Genomic DNA, 23,011 nt, shown 5'->3' with positions numbered 1-23,011 from the left:
TCCTCTGCTCAGCTCTTAGGAGAACACCGGACGCGAGGCGGCGTTGACCACCGAGGCGATGTCGCGCACCGCCGGCAGCCGGACGATGCCGTCGTGAGTGGTGTCGATCAGGTGGCAACCGGCCAGCCCCGGCAGCAGCGCCTGCCACAGCTGCTGCCGCTCGTCCGGCGAGCCGTGCTGGGGCAGCCCCGGCACCGGCCGGCCGGCCAGCCACAGCTCGGCCGGTGTCTCGGTCAGGCCCGGCAGCTGGTAGCCGACCATGCTGGCCAGGTTGGCCCGGCAGCAGCGGACCAGCCGCTCGGCGTAGGCGGCCGCCTCGTCGTTGCCCGGACGCTGGCCGTTCTGCTGGTTCTGGTCGAGTTCCAGTTCGAACACCGTCCGCAGCTGCTCCTCGTCGTAGGACTGCAGGGCCGGCCCGCTGCCCGGCGGCGGCGGGTCGAGCAGGTAGAGCCCGGCCACCGGCTGGCCGGCCGCCTCGCCCTCGGCGGCCATCGCCAGCGCCACCCAGGCACCGAAGGACCAGCCGGCCAGCCGCCACCGCCACTCCGCGCGCGGGAACCGGGCGTGCAGCGCCTCGGCGTAGTGCCGCGCCCGGTCGGCCAGCGACCAGGGCGGCAGCTCCGGCCGGTACAGCGCCGGGTCGGCGATCAGGCAGACCGTCAGGCCCGGGTCCAGCAGCGACACCAGCGACCGGTAGGCCTGGATGTCACCGCCGACCGGATGGACCAGGCAGAGCAGGTCCGAGCCGGTGCCGTGCTGCCAGACGTCCAGGCGTACCAGCTCGGCGCCGGCCGGGTGTTCGGGGTGGTTGGCTTGGTCGGCGGGTGCGGCTTGTTCGGCCTGGTCGGCCGACGGGTGGGCTGGCGCCGGCTCGGCCACTGAGGTGGTGCCAGTGATTGCCTGGTACTGGGCCAGCACCTCGGCCAGGCTCGCCCGGTGGCTCAGCCGGGCCAGCTCGATGTCGACGCCGAACCGCTGCTTGATCTCGCCGATCAGGTCGAGCAGGACGAGGGAATCGGCGCCCAGGTCGTACAGCGACGCGGCCGGGTCCAGCTCGTCGACGCCCAGCCACCGGCACAGGCAGTCCGCCAGCTGCTCGGCCACCGAACCGACCGGACCGGGGAGTTCCGGGATGTGCCGGGACGCCTCGGCGTGCCGGTGCGCGTCGGCGTTCCGGTGCGCGTCGGGGTGCCGGGAGGCGTCGTCGGCCGGTGGCGCGTAGAAGCTGCCGGCCTGCTCCAGGTCGGTGGTGCTGACCAGCAGCCGCGGCAGCTGCAGCTCCAGCGCCTGGGCGAACACCCGCTGCCCCTCGGCCACCGACAGTCCGACGGCCAGGTGGGCCTGGTGCCGGGCGTCGTCGCGCAACGCCTGCTGAGCTGCCTGTGCCATGCCGACCTCGGCCCAGACGTCCCAGTCGATGCCCAGCCGGACGGTGGTCTCGGCCGGCTGGCCCCGGTAGCAGGCGAAGCCGTCCAGCATGCCGTTGCCGGCGGCATAGTCCAGCTGGCCGATGCCGCCGAACAGCGCCGACATCGAGGAGCAGTAGGCGGCGAAGGCTGGCTGGTAACGCTGGATCAGGCCCTCGACCAGCAGGCAGCCGGTCAGCTTGGCCGCGCCCGCCTGCCGCATCGCGGCCGGATCCCGGCGGGCGATCAGCGACCCGGCCGCGGCGCCGGCGGCGTGCACCACGCCGTCCAGCCGGGACAGCCGGCCGGCCAGCCGGTCCAGCACCGCTTGCACCGGCTCGCTCGCCAGGTCGGCCGGCACCAGCTCGATCCGATCGGCCCACTGCGCCAGCGCCGGCGGCAGCTTCGGCTCGCGGGCCAGCAGCAGCAACCGGCAGCCGGCCTGGGCGAGCAGCCAGCTGGCGATGCTGCTGCCGATGCCGCCGGTGCCGCCCAGCACCAGGTAGCTGCCGCCGTCGACCATCAGGCCACCGGCCGGCTGTTCGGCGGGAGCCGGCTCGGCCTCGGCCACCGGCAGCACCGCCTGCTGCCACCAGTAGCCCTGCCGGAGCGCCAGCCGGCGCGGCACCGCGCCGGCGGCCGAAAGCAGGCCGGCCAGCGGCGCCGCCCAGCCGGCCAGGTCCGCATCGGGCAGGTCCAGCCAGCAGCCGGCCACCGCCTGCTCCTGCGGCCCCACCTCGCAGATGCCGGCCAGCAGGCCGGCCTCCGGACGGCCGACGGCCCCGTCCACCGGTTGCGCCTGACCGGACAGCCACCAGATCCGCAGGCCGGCAACCGGCTGCTCAGCCAGCGCCTGCAGCAACGCGGCCGGCGTGTCCAGGCACGCCCAGCGGGCTTGATCCACCGAGCCCGCGCCGACCGGACCGGTCACCGCCAGCGGCAGCGCATGCACCCAGTCAATGCCGCCGGTGGGGGTGAGCTCGCGCAGCAACCGCGCCAGCGACGCCGGGTCGGCCGGGTCGACCTGGTAGGCATCCTCACCCAGTGCGGCGAAGGCCGGTCCGGCGCTGACCCGGACCACCCGGGCGTGGCTTGCCGACCACGGCCGCACCGCGTCCGGCGGCAACGGCTCGGCGGTCAACACCACCAGCAGCCGGGACGTCCGGACGGCGCGGGCGGCGCCGGCCCGGCGCCACCGGGCCCAGTGCGGCTGGTGCAGCCAGCGGTCGGCCGCCAGCCGCTCGACGGCCGGGACGTCCGGTGCGTGCCGGGGGAGGTCGTAGTCGGCCAGCTCGAAGGACGGCGGCGGGAAGTCCCACGGCGGTTGGGCGGGCCCGGCCGGCCAGCGGATCGCGCTGCCACCGAGCCAGGCCGCCGCCAGCGCGGTGATCCGGTCCGGCGCCGTGCTGCCACCAGCCGGCTGGCTGCCGTCCAGCTCGTCGTCGGTGCCGGCCGGGATCAGCACCGCGGCGGCCGAGGAGAGCCAGCTCACCGCGGCGGCCGGGTCCGGGCAGTACGCCGCCATCCGCCACCGGTACGCCGGGCGACCGGCCTGCAGGTGGCGCAGCACCTGCGGGTAGCGGTCCGGATGCTCGGCGAGGTAGTCGGCGATCCGTTCGGCGTCGGCGCGCAACGCCCCGGCGCTGCTGGACGACAGCATCAGCAGCGAAACGGGTTCGGACCCAGCCGCTGTCAGGTGCGGAATATCCACCGGTCGCCGGGGCGACTGCTCGCTATTCCGCACAGCGACGCTCGACAGCTCGGGCGCCTCCAGCACCAGGTGGCTGTTGGTGCCGCCGATCCCGAAGCTGCTCACCGCGGCCACCCGCGGCCGGCCGGCCGGCCACGGCCGCGCCTCGGTCGGGATGTAGAACGGCGCCGGGTCCGGGCCGAGTTCCGGGTTGAGCCGGGCGAAGTCGACGTTCGGCGGGATCAGGCCATGGTGCACCGCGAAGGTGGCGCGGATCAGCCCCACCACGCCGGCCGCCGCGCCCAGGTGGCCGATCTGGCTCTTCACCGAGGCCAGCGCGCACCGCGCGGAACTGGTCAGGTCGTAGGCCTGGCGCAGCGCGCCGACCTCGACCGGGTCGCCCAGCCGGGTGCCGGTGCCGTGCGCCTCGACGTAGCCCAGCTCGTCGCTGCCGCGCCCGCTGCGCCGCAGCGCCGCCCGGATCACCTCGCGTTGGCCGGCCAGCGCCGGGGCGCCGTAGCTGAGCTTGGCCGAGCCGTCGTTGTTGATCGCCGAGCCGGTGACCACCGAGTAGACGGTGTCGCCGTCGGCCCGGGCCAGCCGCAGCGGCTTGAGCACCACCACGCCCACCCCGCTGCCGCCGATGGTGCCGCCGGCGTCATCGGAGAACGGCCGGCAGTGGCCGTCGGGGGAGAAGATGTGCTGCGGCCGGTACCGGTAGCCCCCGCTCAGCAGCGGGTCGACCAGCACGCCACCGACCAGCATCACCTCGCTGTCGCCCTGGCGCAGCATGCCGGCGGCCAGGTGCACCCCGACCAGCGAGCTGGAGCAGGCGGACTGGACGGTGAGCGCCGGCCCGGTCAGCCCCAGGTGGTAGGCCACCTTGGTGGCCAGGAAGTCCTTGTCGGAGTGCAACGCCAGCTGGAAGCTGTCCGGCAGCTGCGCCGGGTCCGCCTCGCGCAGCATCGACTGGAAGTAGGTGTTCTCCCCGCAGCTGGCCACCAGGCCGACCCGCCGGGCCGGTAGCTCGTCCGGTCGTGCGATGCCGGCGTGGGCCAGCGCCTGGACCGCGCACATCAGCAGGTGCCGCTGCTGCGGGTCCATCAGCCGGGCCTCCTGGCGGCTGATGCCGAAATGGCCGGGGTCGAAGGCCAGCAGCCCGGCCAGCTGGCTGCGGGCGCCGACCCAACCCTCGGTGCCGTCGGCGGCGTCGAAGTGCTCGATGCCGCGCCGGCCGGTGCGCACCAGGTCCCAGAACCCGGCCAGGTCGTCCGCGCCGGGCAGCCGGACCGCCATGCCGATCACCGCGATCGGCTCGTCCATCGTTCGGCTGATGTTGTCTGATGGCGTATCAGACGGTTGACGAAGCTGAGCGGTGACTCCGGTTGGCCCGGCTGGGCCGTCTAGGAACCGGGCCAGCCGGCGGATGGTGACGTGTTCGAACAGGTCCGCGATCGTCAGCGACGCCCTCAGCTCGGCGGTCAGCCGCAGGTGCAGGCGCATCAGCCCGAGGCTGGAGGCGCCGGCGTCGAAGAACCGCTGGTCGACCTCGATCGGGGTGCCGACCACCGCTTCGAACAGCTCGGCCAGCTGCGCCTCCCGGGCGGTCACCCCGGCACCGGCGCCGTGCGGCCGGATCTCCTCGCCGGGAGCGATGAGCATCCGGCGCCGGTCCAGCTTGCCGCTGGCCGTCCGAGGCAGCTCGGCCAGCCGGCGGAACCGACCGATCCGGACGTAGGCCGGCAGCAGCGGCGCCAGGTGCTCGGTCAGCTCGGTCAGCGTCGGGGTGGTCCCCCGGCACTGCAGGCAGGCCACCAGCTGGTTGCCGTCGCGGACCACCACCGCACCGGTGATCGCCGGATGCCGCAGCAGCGCCGCCTCTACTTCGCCGAGCTCCAGCCGGTGGCCGCTCACCTTGACCTGGGAGTCGTCCCGGCCGAGGAAGTGCAGCAGGCCCTGCCGGTCGAAGCGGGCCTGGTCGCCGGTCCGGAAGAACCAGCCCGCTTCGGGCAGTCCGGACGGCTCAGCCAGCTCGACGAACCGGGCCTGGTTGAGGTCGGGGTCGTCGAGGTAGCACGGCGCCACCAGCGGGCCGCCGATCAGCAGCTGGCCCGGGCAGTCCGGCGGCACCGGCTGGTCGGCGGCGTCGACCACCCGCAGCCAGGTGTTGGCCACCGGCTCGCCGATCGCCGGATGCAGCGGCCAGCCGGCCGGGTCGCCGTCCAGGCACAGCGCGCTGACCACGTGAGTCTCGGTCGGGCCGTAGTGGTTGAACAGCCGCGCGCCGGGCAGCCCTGCGAACCAGTCCCGGATCGCCTGGGTGCACAGCAGCTGCTCGCCGGCGGTGATCACCTCGCGCAGCTTGCGCGGGAAGCGGCCCAGCAGCACGGCGTGCTCGGCGAGCAGGTGCAGCGCCACGTACGGCATGAAGATCCGCTCGATGCCGGCCGAGTCGAGCTGCTCCAGCAGCGCGGGCGCGTCCTGCCGCCAGCCGGGCTGCACCAGGTGCAGGCAGCCGCCGCCGCACAGGGTGGAGAAGATCTCCTGGAACGAGACGTCGAAGGACAGCATGGAGAACTGCTGGGTCACCGCGTCCGGCGCCAGCCCGCCGTCGGTGCGCTGCCACTGCAGCAGGTTGCACAGCAGCCGGTCGGAGACCTGCACTCCCTTGGGCGTGCCGGTGGAGCCGGAGGTGAACAGGGTGTAGAGGGGCCGGCGGATGGTGCCGTCCGGTGCCGGTTCGACCGGCACCGGCGTGGCTGGGGTGCGCAGCCGCACCGGGTGCCGGGGCAGGCTGCCGGTGTCGACGGTGGCCCGGGAGTCCGGCGGCAGCAGGACGCACAGCGGGTTGATCTGGCCCAGGATGTGCTGCAGCTGCGCCGGCGGGTACTCCGGGTCCAGCGGCACGATGGTCAGGTTCAGCCGGGCCAGCGCGAGCAGCGCCACCACGTGCTCGACCGAGGCCTCCAGGTGCAGCGCCACGCAGCACGGCCGGCCGTCGGCGGGCACCGGGTAGTTGGCCAGCAGCTCCGCGGCCAGCGCCCCGGCGTAGCCGTCCAGCTGGGCGTAGCTGACCGTCCGGCCGCCGGACCGCAGCGCCGGGGCGTCCGGCGAGCTTCGCACCTGGCGGGCGAATCCCTCGGCCACCGTGGCGTAGTCCAGCGTCGCGGCCGGCCCGCGGCCGGGTTCGGCCAGTCCCGCGCGGTAACCGGCCACCAGCTCGGCCAGGGTGGCGGTCCGGCCCTCGACCAGCCAGGCCAGGCCCTGGTCGAACAGCGCGGCCAGGGCGGCGACGGCCGGCTCGTCGAGGTAGTCCGCGGCGTACTCCCACAGGCAGTCCAGCGCCTCACCGGACTCGACCACGGTCAGGGTCAGCGCGCACTTCGCTCCGGCCGGCGTCAGCCACTCCGGGCGGCTGGTGCAGCCGGGCAGCGCGAGAGTCGAGTAGTCGGTGTTCTCCAACACGAACAGGAAGTCGAACAGCGGCCCGGTCAGCTGGGCCTCGGCGAACCGGTGGTCGGCCAGCACGTCGGCCAGCGCCACCTCCTGCCGGTCCAGCACCGCCTTGCTCGCCCGGCCGTGCCGGCCCAGTTGCGCGCGCAGCTCCTCGGCCGGGTCCAGCCGCAGCGGCAGCAGCACGGTGTTGGCGAACATCCCGACGCTGGCTTCGAATCCGGCCACCGGGCGGTTGGCCACCGGGCTGGCGATCAGCGGCCGGTCCCGGCCGGTCACCCCGTACACGCCGCAGGCGAACACGCCCAGCAGCAGCTGGAACCGGGTCAGTCCCAGCTCGGCGCCGATCCGATCCAGCGCGGCCCGCTGGTCTCCGGTCAGCCGGGTGTGCAGCAGCCGGCCGGACGACTCGGTTCCGGCGGCCGGGATCAGCGGCGCCGAGACCGGCTCCAGCCCGGCGTAGTGCTCCCGCAGCTCGGCGCGCTGGGTGGCGTAGGCGGGCTGGCCGAACCAGTCGGCCTGCCAGGCGGCATAGTCCAGCGGCGTGCGGTTGGCCGCTGGCCCGTCGGCATAGCCGAGGGGGGTGCGGTTTTCTGCCGACCTGTTCGGCTCGGTGCCGGCCAGCGCGGCGGCGTAGGAGTCCGACAGCGCCTGCAGCAGCAGGGTGACCGACCAGCCGTCCACCGCGATGTGGTGCAGCCGCAGCAGCAGCACCCCGCTGCCGGTCCGGTCGCCGGCCTGCTCGTCGGCCTGCTCGTCGGCCAGCCAGCAGGCCTGCAGCATCCGTGGCTCGGCAAGGTCGAACGGCTCGGCGAGCGCCCGCTCGGCCACCGCCCGCCAGTCGCCGTTGCCCACCGGCTCGAACCACGGGTCGTACGGCTCGCCCACCTTCTGGCGCAGGCCCTCGGCCGCCGGGACGAAGCCGGTGCGCAGCGCCGGGTAGCGCACCACCAGCTCGCGCAGCGCCTGCCGCAGCGCCGGCAGCTGGAGGGTGCCGGTCAGCCGGAAGGCCAGCCCGACGTTGTAGGCCACTGACTCCGGATCCTGCTGCTGCAGCAGCCAGAGCCGCTGCTGCTCGGAGGTGGCCGGCGCCGACCGGGCACCCGACGGCGCGGCCGGCACCGGGTAGGGCGAATCGCCGGAGTCGCGGCCGGCGGCGATCGCCTCGGCAAGCTCGCCCAGGGTCGAGGTCAGCACCAACCCGGCGGACAGCTCACTGCCCCACCGCTGGCGGGCCTGGTAGCGCAGCCGCAACGCCTTGAGCGAGTCGCCGCCGGCAGCGATCCAGCTGTCCGACGGTCGCAGCCCCGCCACTCCCAGCACGTCGGCGGCCAGCTCCAGCACCTCGTGCTGCCAGCCGGACGTCTTGGAAGATTCAGTCTCGGACCCGGCATTCCCGCGCCACGGCGGGTCGTCCCGGCCGAGCAGCGCGTCCTGGTCGACCTTGCCGTTCGGGGTCAGCGGCAACGCGTCGAGCAGGTAGGCCTGGTGCGGGCGCATGTAGGACGGCAGGGTGGCCGCCAGGTGCCGCTCGTAGTCGGCGTAGTCCAGCGGGCCGGCCGGCACCAGGTAGGCCAGCAGCTCGGTGGCCGTGCCGGTGCGGCGGGTGCAGACGTAGGCCTGGCTGATCGCCGGATGCTTGGTCAGCTGCCGTTCCAGCTCACCCGGCTCGATCCGGAAACCGCGGACCTTGACCTGCCGGTCGGTGCGGCCGAGGTAGCTGACCAGGCCGCCGGTGCGGCGCACCAGGTCGCCGGTGCGGTAGTAGCGGCCGCCGTCCAGCTCGGGCAGCCGGACGAAACGCTGCTTGGTCTCGGCCGGCAGGTTGCGGTAGCCGGCCGCCACCGCCTCGCCACCTATGAGCAGCTCGGCGGTCTCGCCATCGCCCGCGGGTCGGCCATCCTCGGTGAGCAGCACCGCCTCGGTACCGGGCAGCGGCGTCCCGATCGGCACCAGGTCGGCGTCGAAGTCGCGCGGGATCGGGTAGCTGAGCGCGAACGTCGCGGTTTCGGTCGGCCCGTAGCCGTTGTACAGCTGGGTGGCGGCGTCCGGGTTGTCGCGGTACCAGCGCCGGATCAGCGCGGCATTGAGCTGGTCGCCGCCCACCAGCAGCTGCCGGACGCCGGTGAAGCAGTGCGGCACCTGGTCGACCACCGTGTTGAACAGCGCCACGGTGATGAACATGGTGTCGACGCGGCTGTCCTGCAGCGCCTCGGCCAGCCGGTCCGGCGCCGCGACGGTGGCCTCGTCCAGGATCACGCAGCAGCCACCGGTCAGCAGCGGCACCCACACCTCGAAGCTGATCGCGTCGAACGCCGGGTTGGACAGGCACCCGAACCGCCTGGCCTCGGCCAACCGCAGGTAGCTCGGCCGGGCCAGCCGCAGGATGCCGGCGTCGGGCACCTCGACGCCCTTGGGACGCCCGGTGGTGCCGGAGGTGTAGAACACGAACGCGATCGCCGGCCGGTCCGCAGTCGCATCCCTTTCGATGGGTTCGGCGAGCGGGGGGTTTTCGACGGGTTCGGTGGCCAGCAGGCCGGCCACCGGCAGTGGGCGCACCTGGCCCGGCAACCCGGCCAGCCCGCCGTCGCCGGTGATCACGGCTGCGCAGCCGGCGTCGGTCAGGATGTGCCGGCGGCGCTCGGGCGGGCTCTGGGCGTCCAGCGGCACCACGGTGGCGCCGGCCCGCAGGATGCCGAGCATCGCGCACACCAGCTCGGCCGAGCGGGGCAGGCACACCGCTACCGCGTCGCCCGGGCCGATGCCGTGCCGGCGCAGCCCCTCGGCGAGCGCGGCACTGGCGGCGGTCAGCCCGGCGTAGTCCAGCTGCCGGTTGCCGTCGACGACCGCAATCGCGTCCGGGGTGCGGCCGGCCTGGGCCAGCACCCCCGCGGCCAGTGGTCCTAAGGTCATGACAGCTGCCCCGCCGGTTCGGCCGTCAGCGCGTCGAACTCGGCCTCGATCAGCGCGGCCACCCCGCGTACCTCGTCGGTCTCCAGGATCTCCCAGTGGTCGCACTCGACCACCTCCACCGTCAGCCCGGTGGGTACGCCGGCCCGGCGGGTCCAGAACTCCAGCGCCTCCGCCACGTCGGCCGGATCCCGGTTGGCCACCGCCTGCAGCAGCACCAGCCGGGCCGGCGACGGCGGGGTGAGGTAGTCGCGCATGGTGAGCCGGTTGTTGTTGTAGACCCGGAAGTACTGCTCGATCTGGGCGTCCTCGATCCCCGGGTACATGCCGTTGAACCTGATCAGCTTGTCCCGGAACTCGGCCAGGTCCACCGGTTCGATCTCGGCCCGCTCGGCCGGGTCGTCGGTGCCCTGGGTGTCCAGCAGCAGCACGCTGACCGGTGGGTAGCCGGCCAGGGCCAGCCGGCGTCCCATCTCGTAGGCCACCGAGCCGCCGTAGGACAGGCCCGTCAGCACCACCGGGCCGCCGTCCAGCATCGGCTCGATCAGCTTCAGGTAGGACTCGGCCATCGCCTCCACGGTGGGCAGCAGGCTCTCGCCCGGGTTCACGCCCGGCGACTGGATGCCGTAGACGCCGTAGCTGTCGGGCAGCACCTTGGCCAGCGACAGGTAGCAGAACGCGGTGCCGCCTGCCGGGTGCACGCATACCAACCGCCGGTGGCCGCTGGCACCGTCCGACCGGCCGGGCCGGAACTCGATCAGGTTCCCCGGCGGCCCGTCGGCGCCACTGCGCAGCCGGGCGGCCAGCGCCTCGATGCTCGGGTGCGCCACGATCTCGGCGATCGGCAGCCGCTGCCCGAACTCCTCGGCGATGGCGTGCGCCAGCTTGATGGCCGAGATGGAGCTGCCGCCGACATCGAAGAAGCTGTCCCGGATGCCGATGTCGCGCTGCAGCAGCAGCCGTTCCCAGATCCGGTACAGCGCCAGCTCGACGTGGTCGCGGGGGCTGGCCTGGTTGACCTGCAGCGGGCCGTCCGCCCGGGCCTGGGCCAGCAGCGCCGCCCGGTCCAGCTTGCCGTTGGCGGTCATCGGCAGCTCCGGCAGCTCCAGGAACACCGCCGGGATCATGTAGCCGGGCAGCTGCCGGGACAGCGCCTCCCGCCACTCGGCCGGCTGGTGGGCCGGCGACGTGCCGCACGCCACCGCGGCCACCAGCCGCGGCTCGCCGCCCTGCGCGTCCAGCAGCACGGCCGCCTCGCGTACCCCGGGCTGCTCGCGCAGCACCGCCTCGATCTCGCCGAGCTCGACCCGGAAACCGCGCAGCTTGACCTGGTGGTCGCGCCGGCCGGCGTAGCTGAGGGTGCCGTCCGGCAGCCGGCGGGCCAAGTCGCCGGTGCGGTACATCCGCTCGCCGGGCACGAACGGATCGGGTACGAACCGCTCGGCGGTCTGTCCGGGCCGGCCCAGGTAGCCGCGGGCCACCCCAGCGCCGCCGATGTACATCTCGCCGGCCACCCCGACCGGCACCGGCTGCAGCCGTTCGTCCAGCAGGTAGACGCGGGTATTGGCCAGCGGCCGCCCGATCGGGCACTGCCGGGCCAGCGGCCGCAGCTCGGAGTAGGCGGTGCTGTAGACCGAGGTCTCGGTGGGCCCGTAGCCGTTGAGGATCCGCAGGCCGGGCAGCTCCTCGGTCATCCGGTGCAGCGCCAGCTCGGGCAGCGGTTCCACCCCGACCAGCAGCTGCCGCAGCGCCAGGCCCGCCAGCCGCTCGGCGGGCGCCTCGTCGATCCAGTGCAGGTACGCCGGGGGCAGGTAGGCCTGGGTGATCCGGTGCTCGCGCAGCCAGCCCATCAGCGCGTCCGGGTCGACCCGCACCTCCTCGGGCACCAGGTACAGGGTGCCGCCGGTGGTCAGCGGCAGCAGGATCTCCTGCACCGAGACGTCGAAGCCGATGCTGGACCACAGCGCGGCCCGGGCGCCGTCCAGTGGCCCCATCCGTGCCAGCCAGTGGTCGAGAAGGTTGGCGATGCTGGCGTGGCTGACCGCCACTCCCTTGGGACGTCCGGTGGAGCCTGAGGTGTAGATGGTGTAGGCCAGGTTGGCGGGCCGGATCGCAACGTCCGGCGGAGCCGCCTGCCCTTCGGCCTCGACCTCGGTCAGCTGGAGCCAGCCCAGCGGCGCCGGCCCGTCGGTCAGCACCAGCGCCGGCCGGGCGTCGGCGACCATGCCGGCCAGCCGGTCGGCCGGCAGCGACGGGTCCAGCGGCAGGTAGCCGGCACCCGCCCGCAGGACGGCCAGGATGCCGACCGCGAGCTCGATCGACCGTCCAACGTGCAGCCCCACCAGCTGGTCGGGCCGGACGCCGCGGGCGATCAGCGCCGCCGCCAGCCGGTCCACCCGCCGCAGCAGGACTGCGTAGTCCAGCTGCGTAGTGCCATCCGACACCGCGGCCCGGTCCGGGTGGCGGGCGGCGGCGGCCCGGAACCGTTCCGCCAGGTTCGCGGCCCCCGCGGCGGGCAGCCCGGTGGCGTTGTGGGCGTAGATCTCGGAGTCGCGCTCGGCCGCGGACAGCAGCTGGAGCCCGCCGACTGGCTGGCCCGGGTCGGCCGCCACCTGCTCCAGCAGCCGGACGTAGTGCCGCGCCATCCGGGCCACGGTGGCCGCGTCGAACAGGTCGCTGTCGTATTCGAAGCCCAGCTCCAGCTCGCCGGCGCGCTCGGTGACCTCCACCGACAGGTCGAACCGGGCCGCGCCGGTGCTGGTCTCCAGCGGCCGCAGCGCCAGTCCCGGCAGCTCCAGCTCGCCCAACGGCATGTTCTGCAGCACCAGCATCACCTGGAAGAGCGGGGAGTAGCTGGCGTGCCGCTCCGGGTGCAGCGCCTCGACCAGCTGTTCGAACGGCTGGTCGGCGTGCTCGTAGGCGGCCAGCACCGTCTGGCGGACCGCGCACAGCAGCTCGGCGAAGGACTGCTCGCCGGCCACCCGGGTGCGGATCACCACGGTGTTGATGAAGTGGCCGATCAGGTCCTCGAGCTCGGTGGAGTTGCGGTTGGCGAACGGCGTCCCGACGCAGATGTCGTCGGTGCCGCTGTAGCGCCACAGCAGCACCGACAGGCTGGCGGTCAGCGTCATGAACAGCGTTGCGTCGCCGGCCTGGCTGGCGGCCTGCAGCCCGCGCAGGGTGTCCGCGCCGGCCGTCACCGACAGCCGCTCGCCGCGGAAGCGCTGGGTGGCCGGCCGCGGCCGGTCGGTGGGTAGCGGCAGCAGGGTGGGCGCACCGGCCAGCTCGGCCGTCCAGTACTCCAGCGAGTTGCCGGCGGCCTGGTTGCGCTGCCACAGCGCGTAGTCCGGGTACTGGACGGCCAGCTCCGGCAGCGGGGACGGCCGGCCGGCGGTGTAGGCGGTGTAGAGCCGGCCCACCTCGTCCACCAGGATGCCGGTCGACCAGCCGTCGGCGACGATGTGGTGCACGTTGACCAGCCAGCGGTACTCAGCCTCGCCCAGCTTGAGCAGGCTGGTGCGCAGCAATGGCCCGGTGGTCAGGTCGAATGGCGCCTGGGCGTCGGCCTTGATCAGCTCGTCAGTGCGCTCCGCCCGCTCAGCGTCGGGCAGGCCGGACAGGTCGACCAGCGGCATCGGCACCGGGCCGGGAGGTTGCACCAGCTGGCACGGCTCGCCGTCGTGCAGCCCGAACACGGTGCGCAGCGACTCGTGCCGGCGCACCACCTCCTCCACTGCGCGGCGCAGCGCCGGGACGTCCAGGTCGCCGGAGAACGCGAACGCGGCCGGGTTGTTGTAGAACGGGTTGCCGGGCGAGAGCTGGTCGAGGTACCAGAGCTGGCGCTGCGAGGACGACAGCGGCAGCGGCACGCCGTTGGCCGGCCGGCGTGGGATCCGGTCGCTGCCCGGGGTCGGGACGGCCGGGGCACCGGCGGTCAGGATGGCGATCAGCTCGTCCTTGTGGCGCTGCAGCTCGGCCAGCCGGTCCGGGGTGAGGAAGCCGCGCGGCGCGGTGCACTTCAGCTTGCCCTCGCGCACCTCCAGACCGACGGCATGGCGGGAGAACAGTTCGAGCAGCGCCTGAGCGCTGCCGGCGGCGTTTCCGGCGGTGCTCATAGCTCGATCTGTTCCATCTCGACGCCGTCCAGCTCGATCTCGGTCAGCCGCAGTCCGGCCGGCTCCTCGGTTCGGCTGGCTGGTTCCACGCCGGGCCGCAGGCCGCCCACCATCGAGTAGATCAGCCGGTGGCTCGGGCCCAGCTCCAGCAGCGGGTCCAGCTCGTCCCGCTCCACCGATCCGATGCCGCACAGCCCCACCCCCTGCTCCGGCGCGGCCATGGTGAGCAGCTGTGCCATCGCGCCGGCCTCCACCTGGCAGAAGCCGAGGCTGTCGGAGCCGTAGAGCGGTTCGATGGCGGCGAGGTCGGCGACCAGGAACAGCGCGAACGCGGCCGCTTCGAAGACCGGACGGTTGACGAAGTAGTCGTAGGCGTCCGGGCTGAGCGTGCGTCCGGTGCCGAGCGCGGCCAGCCGGTGCCCGCTCGGGTCGTAGTAGTAGGCCCCGCCGGGCACTCCGGCCACCCGGCCGGGCTTGAGGTAGAGGTAGGTCTGCACCGGGTAGCTGCTGCCGGCCGAGCCGTAGAGGTACTTCGGACGACCGTCCAGCTCGCGCTGCGAGAGCCAGGCCAGCAGCCCGGACAGCGCGGCCAGCGGCATCGGCTCGGGGTCGAACTGGCGCACCGAGCGCAGCCGGGCGTAGTGCCGGCCGAAGGCCGGGTCGGCCGGGGCGGCGAGCGCCACGGTGGGCGAGTCGCTGCCGACCCGGCGCAGGCCGAGCCCGGCGGCCTTGAACTCCTGGCGGGCCTGCGGGTCCTCCACCACCCCGGCATCGGCGGTCGTGGCAGCCGGAACCGCCGGCGCTGGTTCGGCAACCGCCGCCGGCTGGGAGTGCTGGCGGTACATGCCGATCAGGTTGGTCAGGGTGGGCGTGCGCATTAGCTGGGCCAGCTGCGGGCGGAAGCCCAGCTCGCTGGACAGCGCATTGGCGATCCGGACCACGTCGATCGAGGTGGCGCCCAGCTGCAGCAGGTTGGCCCCGGCGGCGATGCCCGGCCGGTCCAGCACCGTCTCGACGATCGCCACCAGCCGGGACTCGGCGGGCGAGCGGAGCTCCGCCTCGTCGGCGGCCGGGGCGCCGGCCGGTCCCGGTTCGGCCAGCCGGCCGCGGTCCACCTTGCCGTTGGCCGACAGCGGCAGCGCGTCCAGGAAAGTGAAGGTGGCCGGCACCATGTAGGCCGGCAGCTTGGCGGCCAGGTGCCGGGCCAGCTCCTCGGCAGTCAGACTGCTGCCGGACGAGCCCGCCCCGGACGCGGCCACTACGTAGCCGGCCAGCCGCTTGTCGCCGTGCGCCTGCCCCCAGACCCGTACCGCCGCGGCCTGCACCAACGGATGCGACTCCAGCGCCGCCTCGATCTCGCCCAGCTCCACCCGGTAGCCGTGCACCTTGACCTGGCCGTCCTCGCGGCCGAGGAACTCGATGGTGCCGTCCGGCAACCAGCGGCCGAGGTCGCCGGTGCGATAGAGCCGCTCCCCGGTGACGGGGTGGGTAATGAAGCTGGCGGCGGTGCGTTCGGGATCCCGCCAGTACCCGCGGGCCAGGCCCAGGCCGCCGATGTAGAGCTGGCCGGGCACCCAGGTCGGCCGGGGCCGCAGCGCGTCGTCCAGGACGTGGAAGTACTGGTTGGCCAGCGCCGTGCCGTACGGAATGCTGCGCCAGCCCTCCTCGACCTTGCCGATCGGGTACGAGATCGACCAGATCGCGGCCTCGGTGGCACCGCCCAGGCTGTGCACCTGCGCGCCCGGCAGCAGCCGGCGGAACCGGTCCGGCAGGCTCAGCGGGATCCAGTCGCCGGACAGCATCGCCAGCCGCAGCGACGCCGGCAGCGGCCGGCCGCCCTCGGCGTACTCCACCAGCATGGCCAGCAGGGTCGGCACCGAGTTCCAGATGCTGACCCGGTGGGCGTGCGCCAGCTCCAGCCAGTGCGCCGGGTCGCCGGCCAGCTCCGGGGCCAGGATCACCACCGCGGCACCGGCCGCCAGGGCGCCGAAGAGATCGAACACCGACAGGTCGAAGCTCAGCGACGACAGCGCCAGCACCCGGTCGGCGGGCCCGAGGGCGTAGCGGGAGTTGATGTCGAGCAGCGTGTTCACCGCCGCCCGGTGGGAGATCATCACGCCCTTCGGGGTGCCGGTCGACCCCGAGGTGAAGATCAGGTAGGCGAGGTCGGTGCCCTCCCGCGGCACCGGCTGCCAGGCCGGTCCACCGGCGCCACAGCTGGCCTCGTCGACCACCAGCCGGGCCGCCCCGGCCGGCAGCGCGCTGCCGCCGCCGGGCTGGATAAGCATCAGCCGGGCCTCGGTGCGCTCCAGCAGGTGCGCGATCCGCTCCGCCGGCAGCGCCGGGTCGATCGGGACGTAGGCCGCCGCGGCGTACAGCACTGCCAGGGTGGCGCTGACCTGCTGCCAGCCGCGTTCCATGCTGACCGCGACCAGGTCGCCGGGCAGCACCCCGGCGGCCTGCAACCGGCCGGCCAGCTGCCGGGCGTGGCAGTCCAGCTCGCGGTAGCTCAGCTGCCGGCCCGGCGCCAGCACCGCCACCGCGTCCGGCTGCTGTTCGGCGCGCCGGGAGAACAGCTCGTGCAACAAAGGCAGTCCGGTCGGTTCGGCGAGAGCCGCCGGCGGCGGTGCCGAGAGCCGGGCTTGCGGCAGCAGCGCGTCCGGCCCGCCCTGCCAGGCGGCGGGGTCGGCCAGCCGGTCCAGCAGCTGGCAGTAGGCGGCGAACATCTCGGCCACCATGCCCTCGCCGAACAGCTCGTCGATGCTGTCCCAGTTGAACCGCAGGCCGCCCTGTACCTCGAAGACGGTGTGGTCGATCCACACCTGCGGGGTCTGGGTGATGCTGTGCACCGTGGCGCCGCCGAGCGCCCGCGCCAGGTCGCCCTCGGTGAACTGGCCGAACTCGTCGGCCTGCCCGACGGTGCTGTTGAACACCACCGGCATGGCGCCGGGCTGGGTGCCGCGGGCCTTGGACACCTCGCGGGCCACCAGCACCCCGCTCATCGCCGAGTGGTCCATGTCCTGCCACAGCCGGTCCTGCACCCGGCGGGCCTGCTCGGCGAACGCAACGCCCGGGTCCACCTCCAGCTCCAGCAGCACCAGCGAGGTGAAGTCGCCGAGCACCGAGTTGATGTCCGGATGCAGCGGCGGCCGGTTGAACAGCGGCAGGCTCAGGCTGAACCGCGGCTGCCGGCTCCACAGCGCCAGCACTTGGGCGAAGGCGGTCAGCAGCAGCGTCGAGGCGGTCACCCGGTGCCGGCCGGCCATCGCCTTCAGGGTCGCCCACTGCTCGGGAGCGAGCGTCCGCTCGTAGCGGGTGAAGTGCGGCCGCCGGACGGTCTCGGGCTGGCGGGCCAGCGGCAGCTCCGGCGCGCCGGCCAGGTCCGCGGCCCGCTGCTGCCAGTACCGGCGGGCCCGTTCGTAGCGCGGCGTCCGGCGCAGCGCCTGCTCGGCCAGCACGCAGTCTCGGAAGGTCACCCGCAGCGGCGGCAGCTCGGTGTCCGGCTCCAGGTAGAGCTGCACCAGCTCGCGCTCCAGCAGGTCGGTGCTGGCGGCGTCCAGGATCAGCGCGTCGGTGCTCATGTGCAGCCGGGTCTCGCCGTCGAGCAGCGTCACCGCGAACTCGAACAGCGGCCAGCGGCCGGCGTCGAGCAGCTCGTGTGACATCCGGTCGCGGATCCCGGCCAGCCGGCGCTCGGCCTCGGCCGGTTCCAGGCCGCGCAGGTCGTGGCGGGGCATCTGATACGCCGGCACCTCGGGCAGCACCCGCTGGGTGCCGTCGGGAGAGAACACCGCGCGCAGCATGTCGTGCCGCTCGATCAGCCGGTTCAACGCCCGGTCGAACCGGTCGGCGTCGAACTCGGCCAGCCGGATCTCCTCGTAGCCGTGCGCGCCGACCCCGCCGAGGGAGATGGTGGCGTCCCGCCCCACCCAGTACGCCTGCTGCAGGTCGGTCAGCCCGAACGGCTGGTACCGGTTGGCGGGGTCGGGCACCAGGGCGGGCGGTGCCGACTCGTCCGCTCCCTCGGCGCCGTCCAGCTGGGCGGCCAGGTCGGACAGCACCGGGTGCCGGAACAGGGTGCGCAGTGATAGCTGTGCTGTCATCTGCTGGTTGACAGCGGCGACCAGCCGGGTGGCCAGCAGCGAGTGCCCGCCCAGGGCGAAGAAGTCGTCGGCGGCGCCGACCTGGCCGCGGTGCAGCACCTCGGCCCAGATGGCGGCCAGCTTCGCCTCGGTCGGGGTGCGCGGAGCCTGGTAACCGGTTGCCCCGTCCGGCTCCGGTGCCGGCAGCGCCCGGCGGTCCAGCTTGCCGTTCACGGTCAGCGGCAGCCGGTCCAGCCGCACCCAGCGGGTCGGCACCAGGTGCTCGGGCAGCCGCTGCCTCAACTGCTCCCGGACCGCCTCGACAGTGCTCGACCCCACCACGTAGCCGACCAGGTGCTTGTCGCCCGGGTCGTCCTCGCGCAGCAGCACGGCGGCCTCGCGCACTCCGGGGACGGCCAGCAGCGCGGTCTCCACCTCGCCGAGCTCCACCCGGAAACCGCGCACCTTCACCTGGCCGTCGGCCCGGCCGGCGTAGTCCAGGCTGCCGTCCGGACGCCGGCGGACCAGGTCGCCGGTGCGGTACATCCGGCTGCCGGCCGGCCCGAACAGGTCGGGCACGAACCGTTCCGAGGTCAGCCCCGGCCGGTCCAGGTAGCCGCGGGCCAGGCTCTCGCCGGCAATGTAGAGCTCGCCGACCACGCCGACCGGCACCGGCTGCAACCGGGTGTCCAGCACGTACAGCCGGGTGTTGTCGATGACGGTCCCGATCGGCGGCAGCGGCGACCAGCCGTCCGCATCGGCGATCTCCAGCGTCTGCTGGCTGGCCACATGGGTCTCGGTGGGGCCGTACTGGTTGTACAGCCGGGCGCCGCCCAGCCGGCGCAGCCAGGAGGTGAGGTCGGCGCTGATCTGCAGCGCCTCGCCGGCGGTGACGATCTCGCAGCCGGACGGCGGCCCGGGCAGGCTCGTGTCGGCAATGCTCGCCACCTGCTGCAGCACCGCGACCGGCAGGAAGGCGCGCTGGACATCCCGCTCGGCGAGGAAGCGGTCCAGCCGGTCCAGTTCCTGATGGCTGCCGCCGGGCAGCAGCACCAGGGTGGCGCCGGAGCACAGGGTGCTCCACACCTCCTGGAAGGACACGTCGAAGCTGATCGAGGCGAACTGCAGCACCCGGGCCGCCGGCCGGCTGGCGGCGGTGGCCTTGCGCAGCTGCCACTGCACCATGTTGTCCGCGCTGCGCCAGGTCTGGGCCACTCCCTTGGGCGTGCCGGTGGAGCCGGAGGTGTAGAGCAGGTAGGCCAGCTGGTCGGGCAACCGGGAAACGTCCGGGTCGTTGGTCGGCGCGCCGGCCCAGTCAGCGGTGTCGGCGTCCAGCCGCAGCACCCGGGTACCGTCCGGCAGGGCGGGGTCGAGGGTGGCCAGGGTGGCGCTGTCGGTGAGCAGCAGGGCGGGTTTCGCCTCGTGCAGCAGGTAGTTCAGCCGGGCGGCGGGGTAGCCGGGGTCCAGCGGCAGGTAGGCGCCGCCGGCCTTGAGCACCGCGACCAGGGCGGTGACCAGGTCCAGGGTGCGGGGCAGGCTGATCGCCACCCGGGTGTCGGGCCGGACACCCAAGCTCCGCAGGTGGTGGGCGAGCTGGTTGGCGCGGCTGTCCAGCTCGGCGTAGCTCAGCTGCTGGTCGCCGCACTCGACCGCGACCGCGTCTGGCCGGGCCCTGACCTGGGCTGCGAACAGCTCGCCGATGCTGTGCTCGACCGGGGTGGCGGTGTCGTTCCAGGTCGAGACCAGCCGCCGGCGCTCGGCGGCGTCCACCAGGGCCAGCGTCTCGGCCGGCCGGCCGGGGTGCGCGGCCAGCTCGGCCAGCGCCTGCCGCAGGTAGCCGGCGATCCGGGCGGCGGACTCCGGCCGGAACAGCGCGCCGGCGTACTCCAGCGTGCCGGCGACCCGGCTGCCGTCGGGCCCGCTGACTTCGCCGAGCGAGAGGGTCAGGTCGAACTTGGCCACCGAGCCGTGCGGCGGCAGCGGCCGCACCTCGACGCCGGGCAGCTCCAGCTCGGCGTTCTCGGTGTTCTGCCAGGCGAACAGCATCTGGAACACCGGGGCGTGCGCGAGGCTGCGGACCGGGTTGACCAGTTCCACCACCTGCTCGAACGGCAGGTCCTGGTGCTCGAGCGCGGCCAGCGTCACCGCCCGCACCCGGTCCAGCAGCTCGGTGCCGGTCGGCCCGCCGGCCAGGTCGATCCGCAGCGGCAGGGTGTTGACGAAGAACCCGACCAGGCCGTCCAGCTCGGGCCGGCGACGGTTGGCGGTGGGACTGCCGATCACCACCTCGGCCTGCCCGGACAGCCGGCTGAGCACCAGCGCCCAGCCGGCCAGCACCGTCATGAACAGGGTGCAGCCGGACTGCCGGCTCAGCTCGTGCAGCGCGGCGGTCAGCTCGGCGTCGAGCTCCACCGCCAGCTGGCCGCCGCGGTAGTCCTGCTCGGCCGGCCGGGGCGCGTCGGTGGGCAGCTCCAGCAGCGCCGGCGCGCCGGCCAGCGTCTCGGCCCAGAACTCCCGCTGGCGGTCGGCGGCGGGGCCGGACAGCCAGTCGCGCTGCCAGGCGGCGTAGTCGGCGTACTGCACCGCCAGCGGCGGCAGCGGGTCCTGCTCGCCCTGCCGCCGGGCGGCGTAGAGCACCCCGAGCTCGCGGGCCAGGACGTCCATCGACCAGCCGTCGGCCAGCACGTGGTGCAGGGTGAGCAGCAGGACGTGCCGGTCTTCGCCGAGCACCACCAGCCGCCCCCGGGCCAGCGGCCCGCGGGCCAGGTCGAACGGCTCGGCAGCCTCCCGCTGCCGCAGCGCGGCCAGCTCCGCCGCCGGGTCGGCGCTGCCGGTCAGGTCGTCGGTGGTCAGTGCGAAGCCGGTGCCGGGCGGGTCGATCTGCTGCACCGGCTGGCCGGCCACGCTGACCAGCCGGGTACGCAGCGCCTCGTGCCGGGTAACGAGCGCGTCCAGCGCGCCGGCCAGCGCCGCCCGGTCCAGCGGTCCGTCCAGGCTGAACGCTTCGGGAATGTGGTAGGCCGCGCTGCCGCCTTCCAGCTGGGCCAGGAACCACAGCCGCTGCTGGGCGAACGAGGCCGGCAACGGCTGATCCCGGTCGGCGTGCGGCAGCGGCGGCAGCACGTCACTGGCACCCCCGGAGTCGGCCGGCTGCCCGGTCACCCGCTCGGCGAGCGCCGCCACGGTCGGGGACTGGAACACCGCGGTGGCCGGCAGCTGCACGCCGAACTGCCGGCCGATCCGGGACGCCACCCGGGCCGCCAGCAGCGAATGCCCGCCGAGGGCGAAGAAGTCGTCGTGCCGGCCGACCCCCTCGATACCGAGCAGGTCGGCGAAGATCGCTGCCAGCGCGGTCTCCACCGGCCCGGACGGCGCCTGCTCGCCGGCCGCCCGGGCGTAGGCGGTGGCGTCCGGCGCCGGCAGCGCCTGCCGGTCGATCTTGCCGTTCGGGGTCAGCGGCCAGCGGGCCAGCCGCATGCAGGCAGCCGGCACCAGGTGCCCGGGCAGCGCCTCGGCCAGCCACGCCCGGGCCTGGTCCGGGGTCGGCCGGCCGGACGGATCGGCCGAGTCGGTGCGGTAGTAGCCGACCAGCTGCCGGCTGCCGCCGACCTCGCGCGGCACCACCACCGCCTCCCGCACCCCGGGACAGGCGGCCAGCCGGGCCTCGATCTCGCCCAGCTCGATCCGCAAGCCCCGCACCTTGACCTGGTGATCGGTGCGGCCCAGGAACTCCAGCTCGCCGTCGGGCAGCCACCGGCCCAGGTCGCCGGTCCGGTACATCCGGCCGCCGGGGACGAACGGGTCGGCCAGGAAGCGCTCGGCGGTCAGCTCGTCGCGCCCGAGATAACCGCGCGCGACCCCGGCGCCGCCGAGGTAGAGCTCACCCACCGCGCCGCCGGTCACCGGTTCGCCGGCGGGGTCGAGCAGGTAGCTGCGCACACCGGGCAGCGGCCGGCCGATCGGCAGCGTGCCGAGCGCCTCGATCTCAGCCACGGAGGTGGGGAGGCGGTAGTGGGTGGAGTCGATACAGGCCTCGGTGACGCCGTAGGCGTGCACGATCGCCACGTCCGGCCCGCACAGCCGGCGCAGCCGGGCGGCGCCGGCCACGCTCCAGGCGTCCGAGCCACAGACCACGGTGCGCAGCTCCGGAAGGCCGGTGCCGGCGTCGGCCCAGTGGTCCAGCAGCCCGTCGAGCACCGCCGGCACGAAGTCGGCGAAGCCGATCCCGGCCCGCCGCAGCAGCGCGAACAGCCCGGCGCCGTCGAGTAGCAGCTCCGGCGGGCAGAGCACCAGCCGGCCACCGAAGCCGAGCGCGCGCACCACGTCGGCGGTGAACACGTCGAAGGAGAAGCCGGCCAGCTGCAGGTGCGCCAGCCCCGGCGTCAGGTCCAGCGTCCGGGCCCAGGCCTCGGCGACGGCCGCGAGCTGATCGTGCTCGACCAGTACCGCCTTGGGCTGCCCGGTGGAGCCGGAGGTGTAGATGGCATAGGCCAGTTGCCGGCCGTCCAGCTCGTCGGGGTCGAGGCCGCCGGCCGGTGCACCGGCCCAGGCGTCGGCGTCCAGCCGCAGCACGGCGGTGCCGTCCGGCACGGCGGGACCGAGGGTGGTCAGGGTGGCGGTGTCGGTCAGCAGCAGCGCGGGGCTGCTGTCGGCGAGCAGGTAGCTCAGCCGGGCGGCCGGATAGCCCGGGTCCAGCGGCAGGTAGCCGCCGCCGGCCTTGAGCACCGCGACCAGGGCGACGATCAGGTCGAGGCCGCGCGGCAGGCTGATCGCCACCAGGGTGTCGGGCCGGACGCCCAGGCCGCGCAGGTGGCCGGCGAGCCGGCCGGCGCGGCTGTCGAGCTCGGCGTAGCTCAGCTGCTCGGTCCCGGCTTCCACCGCGACCGCGTCCGGGCGGGCCTCGACCTGGTCTGCGAGGAGGTGGAGAAAGGTGCGGAACTGCTGACGTGCGTGCAAGACCGAACTCCCCTCTCCGGGTCATCATTATTGCCGTTACTTCGCCAGACGTTTACATGACTTTTGCAGCCCCGGGCGAGGGTGACTGCACGCTGCCGCCGCTTCGGCGGATCAGTCCTCGGCCATCGCCTCGACGAGGCTGGCCGGGCGCATGTCCGTCCAGTGCTGCTCGACGTAGGCCAGGCACTCCGAGCGGCTGGCAGCCGGCAGCGCGACCGTCCAACCGGCCGGGACGTCGGCAAAGATGGGCCACAGCGCATGCTGGCCCTCGGCGTTGACCACGACGAGGTAGCTGGCCTCGGGGTCGTCGAACGGGTTGGTCATGGCCGCGATCCGATCGGGCCGGACCGGTCGGCGGCCGGGCCGACAGCAGTCGGGACAACGGGAATCGGGGCAGCG

Annotated in this window: 4 protein-coding genes; all 4 read right to left on the bottom strand. The window is 74.1% G+C overall.

Annotated features, from left to right (window positions below; translation table 11 throughout):
• Window positions 1-15: 15 nt before the first annotated feature.
• The 4 genes from VLJ82_RS07625 to VLJ82_RS07610 all read right to left on the bottom strand — a co-directional run bounded on the left by VLJ82_RS07625 (window position 16) and on the right by VLJ82_RS07610 (window position 22,936).
• Window positions 16-9,462, bottom strand: coding sequence for an amino acid adenylation domain-containing protein (locus VLJ82_RS07625; RefSeq protein WP_408662736.1), 9,447 nt, complete (start codon window positions 9,460-9,462; stop codon window positions 16-18).
• Window positions 9,459-13,574, bottom strand: a complete 4,116-nt coding sequence (locus VLJ82_RS07620; RefSeq protein WP_408662735.1) for an amino acid adenylation domain-containing protein — start codon at window positions 13,572-13,574, stop codon at window positions 9,459-9,461. The genes VLJ82_RS07625 and VLJ82_RS07620 overlap by 4 nt, the downstream gene beginning before the upstream one ends.
• Window positions 13,571-22,612 (bottom strand): amino acid adenylation domain-containing protein, encoded by a 9,042-nt coding sequence (locus tag VLJ82_RS07615; protein ID WP_408662734.1) that lies wholly within the window; start codon window positions 22,610-22,612, stop codon window positions 13,571-13,573. The genes VLJ82_RS07620 and VLJ82_RS07615 overlap by 4 nt, the downstream gene beginning before the upstream one ends.
• 111 nt (window positions 22,613-22,723) lie before the next feature.
• Window positions 22,724-22,936 (bottom strand): MbtH family protein, encoded by a 213-nt coding sequence (locus VLJ82_RS07610; RefSeq protein WP_408662733.1) that lies wholly within the window; start codon window positions 22,934-22,936, stop codon window positions 22,724-22,726.
• Window positions 22,937-23,011 lie beyond the last annotated feature (75 nt).

Origin of the sequence: Jatrophihabitans sp., assembly GCF_035474675.1 — a bacterium.
GTDB lineage: Bacteria > Actinomycetota > Actinomycetes > Mycobacteriales > Jatrophihabitantaceae > Jatrophihabitans_A.
This window is presented reverse-complemented; position numbering and strand designations above follow the sequence as displayed.